Source organism: Acinetobacter sp. 243_ASPC, assembly GCF_001054715.1.
Lineage (GTDB): Bacteria > Pseudomonadota > Gammaproteobacteria > Pseudomonadales > Moraxellaceae > Acinetobacter > Acinetobacter soli.
Map to the genome: position 1 here is coordinate 34,746 of NZ_JVOR01000071.1, position 14,812 is coordinate 49,557.

The 14,812-nt window shown below is 39.7% G+C and carries 14 protein-coding genes and 1 pseudogene; 5 read left to right on the top strand and 10 right to left on the bottom strand.

Annotation, left to right across the window (positions count from 1 at the left end):
- Window positions 1-8: 8 nt before the first annotated feature.
- The gene (locus tag ADA42_RS07145; protein WP_025095100.1) at window positions 9-755 is read left to right on the top strand and encodes an SDR family oxidoreductase; all 747 of its coding nucleotides are present in this window, start codon (window positions 9-11) and stop codon (window positions 753-755) included.
- 60 nt (window positions 756-815) lie between these two features.
- On the opposite strand, the gene ADA42_RS07150 is transcribed toward ADA42_RS07145, so the two are convergent.
- Window positions 816-1,259 carry a GNAT family N-acetyltransferase gene (locus tag ADA42_RS07150; protein ID WP_048764365.1) on the bottom strand — a complete coding sequence of 148 codons (444 nt, stop codon included), beginning with the start codon at window positions 1,257-1,259 and terminating at the stop codon, window positions 816-818.
- 271 nt (window positions 1,260-1,530) lie between these two features.
- Here ADA42_RS07150 and ADA42_RS07155 point away from each other — a divergent pair, with 271 nt between their 5' ends.
- Entirely contained in the window at window positions 1,531-2,130 is a 600-nt protein-coding gene (locus ADA42_RS07155; protein ID WP_029952270.1) for a uracil-DNA glycosylase family protein, read from the top strand.
- Window positions 2,131-2,132: 2 nt separating this feature from the next.
- Here ADA42_RS07155 and ADA42_RS07160 read toward each other — a convergent pair whose 3' ends face one another.
- Window positions 2,133-3,617: a phospholipase D family protein gene (locus ADA42_RS07160; RefSeq protein WP_171249921.1), complete on the bottom strand. Its 1,485-nt coding sequence runs from the start codon at window positions 3,615-3,617 to the stop codon at window positions 2,133-2,135.
- A gap of 262 nt (window positions 3,618-3,879) precedes the next feature.
- Between ADA42_RS07160 and ADA42_RS07165 the strand changes: the two genes are divergently transcribed.
- Together ADA42_RS07165 and ADA42_RS07170 are read left to right on the top strand one after the other, a co-directional pair.
- The gene (locus tag ADA42_RS07165) at window positions 3,880-4,155 is read left to right on the top strand and encodes a metal/formaldehyde-sensitive transcriptional repressor (RefSeq protein WP_004937454.1); all 276 of its coding nucleotides are present in this window, start codon (window positions 3,880-3,882) and stop codon (window positions 4,153-4,155) included.
- An 18-nt stretch (window positions 4,156-4,173) separates the two neighbouring features.
- A complete protein-coding gene (locus ADA42_RS07170) occupies window positions 4,174-5,634 on the top strand; it encodes an ATP-binding cassette domain-containing protein (protein ID WP_081407822.1) in 1,461 nt (486 codons plus the stop codon).
- Window positions 5,635-5,682: 48 nt separating this feature from the next.
- On the opposite strand, the gene ADA42_RS07175 is transcribed toward ADA42_RS07170, so the two are convergent.
- Both ADA42_RS07175 and ADA42_RS07180 read right to left on the bottom strand, forming a co-directional pair.
- Entirely contained in the window at window positions 5,683-6,744 is a 1,062-nt protein-coding gene (locus tag ADA42_RS07175) for an S-(hydroxymethyl)glutathione dehydrogenase/class III alcohol dehydrogenase (protein ID WP_048764368.1), read from the bottom strand.
- Window positions 6,743-6,910 (bottom strand): annotated as a pseudogene (locus ADA42_RS07180) (ATP-binding cassette domain-containing protein); the annotation flags it as partial. The pseudogene ADA42_RS07180 and the gene ADA42_RS07175, both read right to left, overlap by 2 nt.
- 573 nt (window positions 6,911-7,483) lie before the next feature.
- Between ADA42_RS07180 and ADA42_RS07185 the strand changes: the two are divergent.
- Window positions 7,484-8,539 carry a 3-deoxy-7-phosphoheptulonate synthase gene (locus tag ADA42_RS07185; RefSeq protein ID WP_004937463.1) on the top strand — a complete coding sequence of 352 codons (1,056 nt, stop codon included), beginning with the start codon at window positions 7,484-7,486 and terminating at the stop codon, window positions 8,537-8,539.
- A gap of 53 nt (window positions 8,540-8,592) precedes the next feature.
- Here ADA42_RS07185 and gcvH read toward each other — a convergent pair whose 3' ends face one another.
- The 6 genes from gcvH to ADA42_RS07215 all read right to left on the bottom strand — a co-directional run bounded on the left by gcvH (window position 8,593) and on the right by ADA42_RS07215 (window position 14,786).
- Window positions 8,593-8,967 (bottom strand): glycine cleavage system protein GcvH, encoded by a 375-nt coding sequence (gene gcvH, locus ADA42_RS07190; RefSeq protein WP_004937465.1) that lies wholly within the window; start codon window positions 8,965-8,967, stop codon window positions 8,593-8,595.
- Between the two features lie 73 nt (window positions 8,968-9,040).
- Window positions 9,041-10,066, bottom strand: coding sequence for a helix-turn-helix transcriptional regulator (locus tag ADA42_RS07195; RefSeq protein WP_025095094.1), 1,026 nt, complete (start codon window positions 10,064-10,066; stop codon window positions 9,041-9,043).
- Window positions 10,067-10,157: 91 nt separating this feature from the next.
- The gene (locus tag ADA42_RS07200; RefSeq protein WP_004937471.1) at window positions 10,158-10,610 is read right to left on the bottom strand and encodes a MaoC family dehydratase; all 453 of its coding nucleotides are present in this window, start codon (window positions 10,608-10,610) and stop codon (window positions 10,158-10,160) included.
- On the bottom strand, window positions 10,610-12,457 hold the full coding sequence (locus tag ADA42_RS07205) for an ABC transporter ATP-binding protein (RefSeq protein ID WP_048764372.1): 1,848 nt from the start codon (window positions 12,455-12,457) through the stop codon (window positions 10,610-10,612). The genes ADA42_RS07200 and ADA42_RS07205 overlap by 1 nt, the downstream gene beginning before the upstream one ends.
- A 152-nt stretch (window positions 12,458-12,609) precedes the next feature.
- Complete coding sequence (locus ADA42_RS07210; protein ID WP_414629811.1) at window positions 12,610-13,428, bottom strand: formate/nitrite transporter family protein; 819 nt, start codon at window positions 13,426-13,428, stop codon at window positions 12,610-12,612.
- Window positions 13,429-13,808: 380 nt separating this feature from the next.
- On the bottom strand, window positions 13,809-14,786 hold the full coding sequence (locus ADA42_RS07215; protein ID WP_048764375.1) for an MDR family oxidoreductase: 978 nt from the start codon (window positions 14,784-14,786) through the stop codon (window positions 13,809-13,811).
- Window positions 14,787-14,812 lie beyond the last annotated feature (26 nt).

Below are 14,812 nucleotides of genomic sequence, written 5' to 3' on the forward strand. Positions count from 1 at the left end.
CTTTTTAAATGGCAAAAACAATACTGATTACAGGTGCGAGTTCAGGCTTAGGCGCAGGCATGGCGCGAGAATTTGCAAAAAAAGGGTATAACCTTGCGATTTGCGCACGGCGGCTTGAGCGACTCGATGTATTAAAAGCAGAGTTAGAGGCACAATACGGCATTATCGTAAAAACCCGATCACTCGATGTAACCGACTACCAGCAGGTATTTGAAGTTTTTAAAGCTTTTCAGGATGAATTTGGTCATTTGGAGCGAATTATTGTAAATGCAGGTGTAGGAGAAGGACGTCGTGTAGGAAAAGGACATTTTGAAGTCAATCGTGCCACAGCGGAAACCAATTTCATTTCAGCTTTGGCACAATGCGAGGCTGCAGTTGAAATTTTTAGACAGCAAAATGCAGGACACTTGGTGGTGATTTCATCGGTCAGTGCCATTCGAGGGCTCCCGAAGCATCTTTCTGCTTATGCTGCCAGCAAGGCGGGTATCGCACATTTAGCAGAAGGTATTCGAGCCGAGTTAATTGATACGCCTATTAAAGTTTCGACCATATTTCCGGGATATATTCGAACAGAGCTGAATGAAGGCGCAAAACATTTACCATTTGAGGTTGATGAAGCAACTGGCTCACGCCTTTTAGTAAAGGCCATCGAAAAAGAACCGGTTAAAGCCTACGTACCGGAGTGGCCATGGCGACCAATTGCATTGGCTATGAAAGTATTACCGCTTAGAGTGGTAAATAAACTGAGTGGATAAATGAAAATACAAAAAGATCGCGCTGCTCATTGAATGCAACGCGATCGGCACTTGATGAGTTTAATGAAATAATTTTCTGTATTGAATAAAGCCAGAATTGTCGGCGATTCGATCATAGAGCATTCGAGCTTGATAATTGGTTTCTTGCGTGAGCCAGTAAACGCGTGAGCATTTCTTTTCTTCTGCAATCTTATACACTTCTTCGATGAGTTTACGACCAATACCTGAAGCTCGTTGTGCAGGATCGACAAATAGATCTTGTAAGTAACAGTAATTGCCTTCTGACCATGTACTACGATGAAAAATATAATGTACAAATCCAATGATCTTTTGTGATTCATCTTCAATCACTAAACAGTACACCGGTTCTTGTTCTGTAAGAAAACGTGAAAAGGTGCTGCGTGTCACTTGATCATCAATCGATGATTGATAAAATTCTTGATAACCTTTCCAAAGAGTCAACCAAGCCTCAAAATCATTCGCTTCAACAAATCGAATTGTCATTTTAAAGTTACTCACTTTCTTGTATTAAAGTATTGATGCTATTTAACTTTATCTTATTTTTCTTGAATTAAGATTAATTTATATAAAATTTTAACTGAATACATGAAGTGTGTTAAGAAAATCTAATTCGTTTAAGTTATTGTATAGAAATATTCACGTATTCATGCTGATATCACTAATTAATTAGTACTGAAAATTGCGAGTTGAACTTGAGAAAAATAAGGCGATGATCAGTTAAAATACCCAATAACTTACTTATATCTTAAGCTTTATGAGCATAGACGAAATTTCACAGATTGAAACACATCCGCTCGCGCCATTTTTACCCGTCAACGCAAGGTTATTGATGTTGGGTAGTTTCCCACCTCCAAAAGAACGTTGGAAAATGGACTTTTATTATCCTAATTATCAAAACGACATGTGGCGTATTTTTGGTCTAATCTTTTTTAATAATAAAGATTACTTTTTAAATCTTGAACATAAAAATTTTCATGAAGATAAAATCCGGCATTTTTTGACAGAAAAAGGAATTGCCATTTTTGATACGGCCTATCAAGTAAAACGATTGAAAGGCAATGCCTCGGATAAGTTTTTAGACATTGTGACACCCACCGACCTTGAGCAGTTACTGCGTCAAATTCCAGTGTGCAGTACCATTGTGACCACTGGAGACAAGGCCACCGACACCTTGATGCAGTCTTTTGAGCCATCTACCACAAAACCTGTCATTGGTACGCCCAGTAAAACGATATTTTTACAGCGTAAATTCAATTTATATCGAATGCCATCATCTTCTAGAGCATACCCACTGGCATTAGAAAAAAAAGCGCACGCTTATGCAGCACTATTTGAAGCTACAGGCTTGCTCTAGAGTTACATCATCCACTCAATTGGTAAATATGTCACCCATTTCATTATCCAGCGCTGGAAACGAGTGGTTTGCGGGTCATGACGATAAACGATAGTCTGACCATTGGCTTGGTGATCAAGCCAGATCAACTCACCTGAAGCATCTAATTTAAGCTCATAGGCAATCACGGGTAGATACTCATCTAAAACCTGTTGAATTTGGGCTTGCAGTGCTTCCGACTCAACCACCAGTCCGACCTCTGTATTGATATAGGCAGATCGAGGATCAAAATTAAATGATCCAATAAAGACTTTCCCATCTACATCAAAAAATTTGGCATGCAAGCTTGAGCTTTTTTTGCCTTTTGCCGGAATGACGCGGCCGGTCATTTTTTCGTACCAAGTTGGGCGTGTACGCTCAATAATCGGCTTAAACTCATAAAGTTTGATGCCGTTTTGAAGCAACTCCCGACGATACTGACTATAAAATGCATGCACAATCGCCACGTCGTTGGCGGCAAACGAGTTGGTCAGCACGCGTATATCGACCCGCTTCTGACTCAATTGACCCAAATAGTCTGCACCGGCTTGAGTAGGGACAAAGTAAGCCGATACCAGCTCTAGATGCTGTTTTGGATGGCCCATGAGTGCAAAAATCTGATTATAAATCAGCTCTTGACCTTTGGCCGTTCGTGAGATTTTCTTGGGTGAGTCGGCTACAAAATGTGCCTTAGCCCAATTTACAGTATAACCTTGTTTTAAGAGCTGATTTAGCTCTGCTTGCGCGTCATTGATTTTATCTTCAGTCGGCGTATCAATACGTTCATTTTCTTGGTAGGTTTGACGTAAATTGATTAAATCTTGAGGTGTAGACGTTTTTAATATATGTGTTGCATTGACGGAGCGCGAAGACGTCCAAAAATTTTCAAAAGTGTGCTTTGCTTGTGCTGCTGCCGTGCCGTAAAACAGAATATCTAGATCTGTAAACTGAAACTTGTAGCTGGCTTCAAAATATTCACTACTGATATTGCGTCCACCTGTTACAGCAATCAGATCATCAGCAACAATAAGTTTGTTGTGCATGCGGTGATTAATCTCATATGGCCGCAAGACAAAATCTAAAGCTCTAAAATGTCGAAATCGATAGGGATTAAAAAATTTAAACTCAATGTTTGGATGTTGTGCCAGCGCCTGAATTGTTGAATCAAGCTGTGTACCATTTTGATCATCAATCAAAAGCCGAACTTTTACGCCACGATCTGCTGCCTTGAGTAATTCGTGAAGCATTAACTGACCCACAAAATCATTGTGCCAAATGTAATACTGCAAATCGATCGTATGTTTGGCCTTTCGAATCAGATAAATCCGTGAAGCAATACTAATAAAGGCATCATCGAGTGCAACATAGGCCGTGAGGCCTTGCTGAATCTTTTGCTGGGCAGATGGATCGTTAAGCCACGTACTTTGTTCAATCAAATTTTTCTCGCTTTGTGAAGCTTGTAATCCCATCGAGATCAAGCTAAAACTTAAAATCAAAAAATATCTTAAAAAGTTTTGAGTTTGATGAATCCACCACATGATATTTTCCAGAATTAGAACATCAGTTTGTATTTTTATTGTCAATTCAACGCTATTTTCATCTTAAGCATATCAAGTCAGGCATCAAGGATCAAAAATTTCCGTTCTTCATAAATAAATTTCTCACAAGTTTTATGTTTTACTTATTACTATACTTGGGTATAGTATATAAATCAGTGCAAAGTGATTGTTTATGCCAAAGCAAATTGAAGACAAGAAAAAAATTATTCTTCGTGTAAAAAAAATTCAGGGCCAAGTGCAGGCCATTGAGCGCGCGCTTGAAGGCGATACGGCTTGTGCCGATATTCTTCAGCAGATCTGTGCGACACGTGGTGCAATGAATGGCTTAATGAATGAAATGCTCGAGGTACATTTGAAAGATACGCTGGTTGCTGGCGATACCACCGAGCAAGAACGAAGTAACGAGCTTGTCGAAATTAGTAAGATCTTAAAATCCTATTTAAAATAATCAGGAGATACACATGAAATCACGTGCGGCCGTAGCGTTTGGACCGGGACAACCTTTACAAATATTACCGGACAAGTCGCTTGGAACTGTGCTTATGCTTTTTTACCTCAACAACATCAACTCACTAATCAAACGATCGCGCAAGCATTACAGATTGAAGATACCCTCAAAGCCTTAAAACGTATCGAGTGCGGGCAAGCAACATTTGAAGATTATGATCTGGCTGAAGGTAACTGGAATCTGCCTCAATACTGGCAAAAGCAATTGAGTAAAGCCGGTTTAACCACAGCATTTGACTTTCCGGTCACAGCTTTGAGTGAAGGACAAAAAACTAAACTGGCCTTATGTCGACTTTTTAATTTAAAAGATCACTATTTGCTATTGGATGAACCGAGTAATCATCTCGATGCATCTGGTCGCGATTGGTTAATTTCCAGCTTACTGGCGCATCCTATGGGAGCACTTGTAGCGAGTCATGATCGGCAACTACTCAATCAAATGCAACATATATTGGCATTGGATAATTTTGGCCTGCATGCACATAGTGGAAATTATGCCCATTACAAGCAAATTACAGATACACTAGAAGCTGCACTTGAGCTTTCGATTGATCAACACAAACGAGAGCTTAAGCAGCAAACGATCAAGCAGCATGAAACATTAATGAAGCAACAAAAAAAGCAAAGCACTGCAAAGAAAAAACGTAATAGCGGCTCCCAAGCAAAAGTAATTTTAGATTTTAAACAAAATAAGGCCGATCAACAGTTAGGACAGATCACTCGACAGCAGCATCGTCAGCTTGAATTTCAGAAAGAAGCGCTACGAGACAAAACTTCTCGACATGAAGTCATCAAAGCGCAGCAATTCGAATTTTCATCTACCCAACCCCAATCAGGAGAATTGGTACGTCTTAATGGTGTGTTACATCCATACCACTGCAATCTAACCTTTCATTTTGCATTCCTAGCACATGAAAAATTGCATCTATGTGGTGAGAACGGTGCTGGCAAATCGACCTTATTACATTTGATTGCTCGTCTTCATACTTCTGATGACTCACTTTTTTTTAAACGGGCTCGCTGTTTGTACCTTGACCAAAGATTTAGTTTCCTCGATTCAAGATATTCTGCCGTAGAAAATTTACGTTTACTGAATTCTGAATACGATGAAGTATTCTGGCGAAACAAGTTAGGTCAGTTGCGTCTGCGGGGAGATAGCACACTCAGACCTATTGCCCAATTAAGTGGCGGAGAGCAACTCAAAGTGGCACTGACGGCTCTTGCCTATCCTGCTGAGTCAATTGATCTATTACTATTGGATGAACCCGAAAACTATCTCGATATTGTATCAAGGGAGCTACTTGCATGTGCAATACGCGATTTTAAAGGTGCTGTTATTTTAGTCTCACATGATGTGGATTTCGTTCGTCAATGTGGTATTCATCAAGAAATTCATATGTCAGAAGTTATAAAGGCTTAAGTACATTTTGTACCTAAGCCTTGAATTGGATTCAACAGACGAGAAGTCTTAAAAATGAATGACACTACGAATAGATTTACCTTCATGCATCAAATCGAATGCATGATTAATCTCATCGAGTGGCATGGTATGAGTGACAAAAGGTTCAAGTTGAATATCACCCTTCATCGCATCTTCAACCATTTTTGGCAGTTGACTACGACCTTTTACACCACCAAAGGCGGTTCCCATCCATTTGCGACCAGTCACTAACTGAAATGGTCGAGTTGAAATTTCCTGACCAGATCCCGCAACACCAATAATCACAGACTGTCCCCAGCCACGATGTGCACACTCTAGAGCAGAGCGCATTACATTAACGTTGCCAATACATTCAAACGAGTGATCTACACCCCAACCTGTCATTTCAACAATCACTTGCTGAATCGGTTTGTCGTATTCTTTTGGGTTTAAAAAGTCTGTTGCACCAAATTCTTTAGCCAATTCAAATTTATCTGGGTTGGTATCTACAACAATGATTCGTCCAGCTTTGGCCTGACGTGCACCCTGAACCACAGCCAGACCAATACCACCTAAACCAAATACAGCAACAGAATCACCTTCTTGTACTTTTGCTGTATTGTGTACGGCACCAATTCCAGTTGTGACGCCACATCCAAGTAAACACACTTGTTCATGATTGGCTTCAGGATTAATTTTCGCCAGTGAAACCTCAGCCACCACCGTATATTCACTAAAAGTTGAGCAACCCATATAATGATAGATTGGCTCTCCATTATAAGAAAAACGCGTGGTGCCATCTGGCATAACACCTTTACCTTGTGTTGCACGAACAGATACACACAGATTGGTTTTATTCGATTTACAAAATAGGCACTCACCGCATTCTGCTGTGTAAAGTGGAATTACATGATCTCCCGGTTTTACACTGGTGACACCCTCTCCCACCTCGACTACCACACCGGCACCTTCATGCCCCAAAATGGCAGGAAATACACCTTCAGGATCATCACCTGAAAGAGTAAAAGCGTCGGTATGACACACGCCTGTATGTGTCACTTTAATTAGCACTTCCCCTGCCTGAGGCGGTGCTACATCGACTTCTACTATTTTTTTGAGTTAAAAGACATTGTAAAAGTTGACTTTTTCCCTGCCCATTACGTCCAATTAAGCCTGTTAGCTGGTGTCTATTCAATTGGAAATCAAGTTGATCAAAGAGAACTGTAGAACCAAGTTCAAAATGAAGTTGATGAATAATACATGCCTGTTGGGTCATAAGACCTCCAAAAAAAACAGGATGTACAAAAGTAGAGCCAGGTGAACCATGAATAGATATAGCGTTCTATTTTGTACATCAAATAAAAATGACGTTAAACAAAAAAGAACTTAATTCATCGGCAGAGACTCGAGATAAAGAAGGGTATGGCTAGATATTAATCAATTAAGAACATGCTCGTCAATTAATTATTTTTTACTAAAACACTTGTCAAATGTTTTGAGTCCGCGTATGTTAGAGGCAAGATACGTTTTACCTGATTGAAACAGACATGTTAAAACAACCTGTACATCACACTGCTTATTTTTATTTTTGGCAATATAGATAGTTGCCTGTTTGCATTCGGGCAACAAAAAGGTTGCCCTTCAAGTTAATACCTGATCGGCAACCCCGATCAGGTTTTTTTATGGCTGTTTTATTTAACTTTTTTGGAGAATTCATCATGTTTAATTTCAACTCGACTTATTTTAGCAACGTTTATTGGTTTTACTTTAGCCAGCAATCTCAATCCAATAGTCCCACATCGCTCAAATAAAAGATCGGACTGAACGACTCAGTCCAAAGGAAGTTACAATGAACGCGCTAAATAATCTGATTGAAAAAACCACTTCAAAAGAAATCGAACTTCGTTTACCACAACAAATAAAAGCACAATATCCGCTCTCATCGCCACTTGTTAAGCAAATTGCCGAGCACCGTCAAACCATTGAAAATATTTTATCGGGTCAAGATCCAAGACTATTGGTGATTACCGGGCCTTGTTCGATTCATGATCCAGTTTCTGCATTGGACTACGCATCACGATTAATTGAATTACAACAACAAGTGAAAGACCAGATTTTTCTGGTGATGCGTGCGTACATCGAAAAACCGCGGACCACAGTAGGTTGGAAGGGGTTTATGTACGATCCAGATCTCGATGGATCGGCTAATATGCAGCGTGGTATTGAGCAGTCACGTGCTTTATATCTTGATATCATTGAAAAAGGTCTACCAATCGCCAGTGAAATTTTAAATCCAATGGCTACAGCATATTTTGATGATTTGTTGGCTTGGGGAGCAATTGGCGCACGTACCAGCGAATCACAGATTCATCGAGAAATTTCGAGCCATATGCCATTTGCAATTGGTTTTAAAAATGGCACCGATGGTTCAATTCAAATTGCATTAGATGCGATTCAATCGGCAAAAAATGAACATCAATTTTTTGGGATGAGCCAATCAGGTTTACCTGCGGTGTTGATGAGCAATGGAAATCGTTTACCCCACCTGATTTTACGTGGTGCAAACAAAGGACCAAACTTTGATCTTGACGCAATTGATCAAATGAAATTAAAGCACAATGGCACATTGCCTGCGTTGGTGATTGACTGTAGCCATGGCAATAGTTCAAAAAATCCATTGAATCAGCCACAGGTATTGGAACAAATTATTTTAGAGCGTTTAGAAAGCAATGTACGTGGCGTGATGCTTGAGAGTCATTTAGTGGATGGTCAGCAGAAAATCTCTTGTGACATGACGTATGGGCAATCAGTAACGGATGGTTGCTTGGGGTGGGACAAAACCGAGCGCCTACTTTTGCGCGCAGCGCAGCAATTGAATGCACAGCAGTTACTCGAATCGGCATAAGCAATAAAATGCAAGGCAGGCACTACTTTAGAAGAAGTGCCTGTTTTTTTATGTTATAAACCTGCTTCGTAATCTGTATTCGATAAAAGATTATCTACATCTGACAGGTTGTCTGGTTTGATTTTATAAATCCAGCCTTTAGCATAGGGCTCATCATTAATAAAATCAGGATCATCTTCAAGTGCGGTGTTGACTTCAACCACAACACCAGACACCGGCGCATGAATGTCAGAAGCCGTTTTAACCGACTCAACTACACCTGCCTGTTCACCAGCAGTAACACGGCTACCCACTTCAGGAACTTCAACATATACAAGATCACCTAGTGCATCTTGAGCGTGATCGCTAATTCCTGTCACAACCAAATCGCCTTCGATTCTGGCCCATTCATGAGTACGTGCATACTTTAATTCAGAAGGATGGTTCATAACAGCTCCTCACAATCCTAAAGTTCAATATTTTTGATAGCGGTTATACAGGTTTTTTAAGCAAATGAAAAGCTTATAGATAGGGGTCTTTGCGCCAGTTACTTGGACTTCGTCCACTCCAGCGCTTAAACGCACGGCTAAAATTGGCAACATCTGAATATCCAAGTTCATCTGCGATTTGCTCAAGACTGTAATCGGTTCGAGACAGTAGCGAGGTCGCGTGTCGATAACGTACTTCATCAACCAGTGTCGAAAATGACGTACCTTCGGCTGCAAGTTGTCTTTTAAGGGTACGATCAGACATGTGCAACAGTTCGGCCACACTCTCAATACTCAAATAATGTTGTTCGGAGTTGGTCAAAATATCACGTACACGCATGGCTAAACGACGACGTTCACCCAGAGCAGACAATTCACTTTCGCATTGATTAATCGCAATTTGACTCGCAATCGGATCTGCATTGACCATTTTTAAACCAAGATACTGTTTGTCAAAGCTTGAAATCAGATGTGGTTGATCAAATCGCATGTTGATGGCCATTTTATTTAAATATTTTTCAAATCCAAAGGGCTGTTCAAAATCCAGATCAACTTCACCGGTTAAATCATCACGCCCAGTGAGCGCTCTGGCCATGGTCATGATACCTATGGTCAAACTTAAAATAATTTCTGTGCGTAAAGGCTCTAAATCAAAATCACATTGCAACTGAAGAGTGGCTTTTGGACCAAAGGTAGAAAAGTAAAGCTGTAAAAAGGGCATACGAAGCTGGATAAATCGCGTTGCCAAAGCCAGTGCATCGGTAATGTCATTTGCAGTCATGATGGCATAACCGATAAACCCATGAATAGAGATACGCATCTGATGGCCAAGGTGGTATCCCAGTGTACTTTCACCGGTAAGACGTAATGCATGTTTCACCAGTTCATTGGCGATATGAATGGGAATACGATACTCCGGATCTGCAAGCTGCTCACTGGTGAGATGAAAAGGAGCAAACAATGTCTGATCGTTGTATCCCCATCGAGACACAACGTCTAAAAGTAATAGGCCATAAACACCAGGTATTCCTTGATCCTGACGCGCTGAATTTATTTTCATTCCTAATCCGTTATGCGTATAGACTACAGTCATCCGTTTGTTATATTTACATGAAAATTATTTTAAAAAATAAAAATTGTCAGACAAAATTTTAACTAATGACTGAATTATCTCGTTTAAAGACAAGAATTTTGGTGGTTGAAATGAGTAATACATCGCCATGTTGATTAAGTGCTTGTGTGATGTAGCTCACGATACCACGATCTGGTTTGGATTTTGAAGGGGTAATACTGGCGATTTCAACTTCGACATGCACCAGATCACCCACACGCGTAGGACGTGGCCAGCGCAAACTGGTTTCAGAGCCAATGAGACCACCTGCAACCTGAAAGCACTCAGTCCATAAACGCATCACCACTGCAGAGGTGTGCCAACCACTGGCTGCCAAACCCTGAAAGACGGGATGCTTCTGTGCAGCTTTTTCATCGAGATGAAAAGGCTGAGGATCGTAAAGCTGGGCAAATTGTGTGATTTCTTCAAGGGTCATTTCATAATCACGACTAATAAAACGATCACCCACTTTAAGATCTTCCAGGTACAACATTATTCTTTTCCCTCTGTTTCTAATTCATCGACCAAGAAGCCACCTGTTTGTCGTTTCCACAAATGTGCGTATAAACCATTTTGGGCGATCAGTTCGTCGTGGGTTCCTTGCTCTACAATATGCCCTTGATCTAAAACAATCAAACGATCCATTTGGGCAATTGTAGATAATCGATGTGCAATTGCAATCACTGTTTTATCTTCCATGAGCGCATCTAAACTCGATTGAATGGCTGCCTCAACTTCCGAGTCTAGAGCACTCGTGGCTTCATCTAGAATTAAAATCGGTGCATCCTTTAAGAATACACGGGCAATTGCAATTCGCTGACGCTGTCCACCAGAGAGTTTAACACCACGTTCACCGACATAAGCCTCATAGCCCTGACGGCCGCGTAAGTCACTTAATTGTGGAATAAATTCATCCGCTTGCGCTTTAGAAACAGCATGGAACATTTCTTCATCTGAAGCATCTGGCTTGCCGTATTTAATATTTTCAGCAACAGTACGATGCAGTAACGAAGTATCTTGCGTAACTAGGGCTATGTTGGCGCGTAGGCTGTCTTGAGTAACGTCGTTGATATCTTGGCCATCAATTAAGATTCGGCCTTGATTCAGCTCATAAAAATGCAGTAATAATTGAATCAAAGTCGATTTACCCGCACCAGAACGACCCACCACACCAATTTTTTCACCCGGACGAATGGTTAAATCAAATTGGCTGATCACGTTGTTATCTGAATAGGCAAAACTGACATTTTCAAAACGAATTTCACCTGATTTTACCTGTAATGGTTTGGCATCTTCTTTGTCTTGAATACTTACCGGTCGACCCAAAGTACGCATACCATCTTGAATGGTGCCTACATTTTCAAATAGCATAGACATTTGCCACATCATAAACTCAGACATGCTGTTGAGTTTTAAAATCATGGCTGTGGTGGCAGCAATCACACCCAGTGCAGCTTGACCATTGAGCCATAGCCAGACAGCTGTTCCAATCACACCAATAAATAAGACTGCACTTAAAAACGTGGTACTGATTTCAAACTGTGTACCCAAACGCATCTGACGAAATACAGTCTCCATAAACTCGACCATGGACTGTTTCGCATATTTGCTTTCACGGCCCGCATGTGCAAATAGTTTAACCGTTTGAATATTGGTATAGGCATCGGTTACACGGCCAGTCATCACTGCGCGTGCATCTGCCTGTTGTTGAGATACTTTAGATAAACGCGGAATAAAGTACCATGCACTTAAAATAAAAAGCCCTAACCATAACGCTAAAGGAATCAGTAAAATTGGTGAAATAGACCCAAGTACCACACTGATAGTAATAAAGTAAATGGTGACATAAACCAGCATATCACCCAAAATCATCCAGAATTCACGAATAGCCAATGCAGTTTGCATCACTTTGGCAGACAAACGACCAGCAAAGTCGTTATGGAAAAAATCGATACTTTGCTGAAGTAAGAGATTATGAAACTGCCAGCGCAAACGCATAGGAAAGCTGCTGTATAGAATTTGGTGTTTAACAATCGACTGTAAACACACAAAAAAGATATTGGCGAATAAAACACTGGCCAAAATAGTCAGGTTCTCAGTGTGCCGGTCTAAAAAATTACCTGGCGTACTGGTACTGAGCCAATCGACCAGATGACCAATTTTTGAAAATAAAATTGCTTCAAAAGTTGCGGCACCGGCGGTACACAAAATCAAAATAAATAGGAAAGGACGTACGCCTTGTGTCGATTTCCAGATAAATGCAAAAAAACTGCTAGGCAATGGTTCGTTTAAACCACGAGTAGGATAGGGGTCTACGAGTTTTTCAAACCATTGCAGCATATATGTTCCTAAATATTAGCGTTACATGAGACTATTATAAGAAATATCGATTATTTTAGATATAAGCAGCTAAAATTGTTATACATACTTTAAAATTACAATATTTAATAATTTTAAGCTGACTTATTGATATTTAAGATTGTAAGTAATTATTATTCCTCTAATTCTTCATTTACTTGACCATAAATTAACAGGGTGAAAACACCTGTACCACCTAAAATATTACCAAGCGTAGTTGGAAGTAAGAACTGAAAACAAAACTCACTCAGAGAAACCTGATCTTGCCAAACCAAATACGCAACTTCAACAGAGCCAACAACTACATGGGTAAAATCACCTAAACCAATCAGATAGGTTAATAAAAAAATCAATAAAATCTTATTGTTAACAGAAGGCAACATCCAAACGAGTGCAGCAATGAGTAAACCAGACATTGTACCTTTAAGAAAGTTTTCCCAAGCAGAAAATGAAGCAACATGATGCGCAATCTCATTTAGTGCATGATCCACTTCAGGCGTAAATAGTGCTGTTGTGAGAAAAAATAGACTCGATAAAAAAGTTCCGACCACATTGGCAGTAATAACAATACTCCAAAGCCGACCCACGGCTTTAAGTTTTGCGAAGCTAAAGGGTTTAAATAACGGAATGACAGTTGTGATGGTATTCTCTGTGAAAAGCTGCATGTGTCCTAAAATTGCAATAATAAATCCGATGGTATATCCAATATTCGTGACTAAATCTTTCCAAACAGCATCTACCGGTAAATAAGAACCAATTACAGCTTTAAACACGAAAGAAAAACTCATGACTAATCCAGCTGTGATACCAGAGAAAATGAGTGCATTTAACGGACGACTCAATTCTTCAACACCATCACGACGGATAATTTCATAGACCAGTCGTGGTGATAATTTTTCTTGTTCCTCAACGGCTAATTTTTCTTGCCAACTTAGCTTAGGATCAATTTCCATTTCAGCTTTAACTTGTTTTCGTTCAGCATCACTCATTTTTTTCATCCTTGTATTTAGTCATTTACTTATAGTTGGTCAGCGCAATTTTTGAAGCGTTTCAATTTATAGAGTAAACCAAAAAAGAAGGAATGACGTGAGGAAATTAGAACGTATAGATCACAGAAAACTCTAGGATAATAAAATACATATGATTTCGCATAATGTATATTATGTTAAATAGGATATCTAAAAATGTGGCCTACACAACCTGTTTGTTGCCACAGCTCAGCAACGTGAATTATGATCGTAGAGATTCACGTTGCTGAGTATCCTAATGAACATAATATGAGTTATGCAGAAATCCTTAGACTAATATATCTATAACTACAAATAAATTCGAATTATAGTTTTACAACAACTCTCCCTCGAACTTTTCCATCTAAAATATCATTTGAAATATTTAAAGCTTCTGTTAACTGAATTTCAGTCGTTACTGTTTCCAATTTCGTTTGATCTAATTCTGTAGCTAAACGTTCCCATGCTTCTTTTCTTAATTCAATTGGTGCCATCACACTATCAATTCCATATAAGGTAATCCCTCTCAGGATAAATGGAGCAACTGTCGCTGGAAAGTCCATTCCACCTGCCAAGCCACACGCAGCGACCGCACCACGATATTTTGTACTAGCACATGCATTGACTAAAGTTTGGCTTCCAACAGTATCAATCACACCAGCCCAAATTTCTTTGTTTAATGGCTTTCCTTGTGAAGATAATTCAGCGCGATCAATAATTTCATTTGCACCTAAATAGGTTAAATACTCTGACTCTTGAGGCCGACCAGTTGAAGCTGTAATCTCATAACCAAGATGGTTCAAAATAATAATCGCAATACTACCGACACCACCATTTGCACCTGTTACTAAAATTTTCCCATCACTTGGTTTAAGGCCATGCTTTTGCAAAGCCATAACACACAACATTGCGGTATAACCTGCTGTACCAATAATCATGCTATCTTTAAAAGAAAAAGCAGAAGGTTTCTGTATAAGCCAATCGCCTGGAACAGTCACTTGTTCAGCTAATCCGCCTGAATATTTTTCACCAACACCCCAGCCATTTAATAGAGCTTCATCGCCTTTTTTCCATGCTGGATGTTTTGATTCAATTACAACACCTGAAAAATCTATCCCTGGTGTTAGTGGAAAACTACGCACTACGGGAGAGCGTCCAGTAATGGCTAAAGCATCTTTATAATTTAGTGTTGAATATTTAACTTCAACTCTAACCTCTCCTTCTTCTAAAGTCTTTGATGCAATCTCTGTAATTTTTGATGTGTAACCTGCATCATCTTTATTAATTACGATACCTTGGTACATAGAATTTCCTCTCTATTTAATTAGAC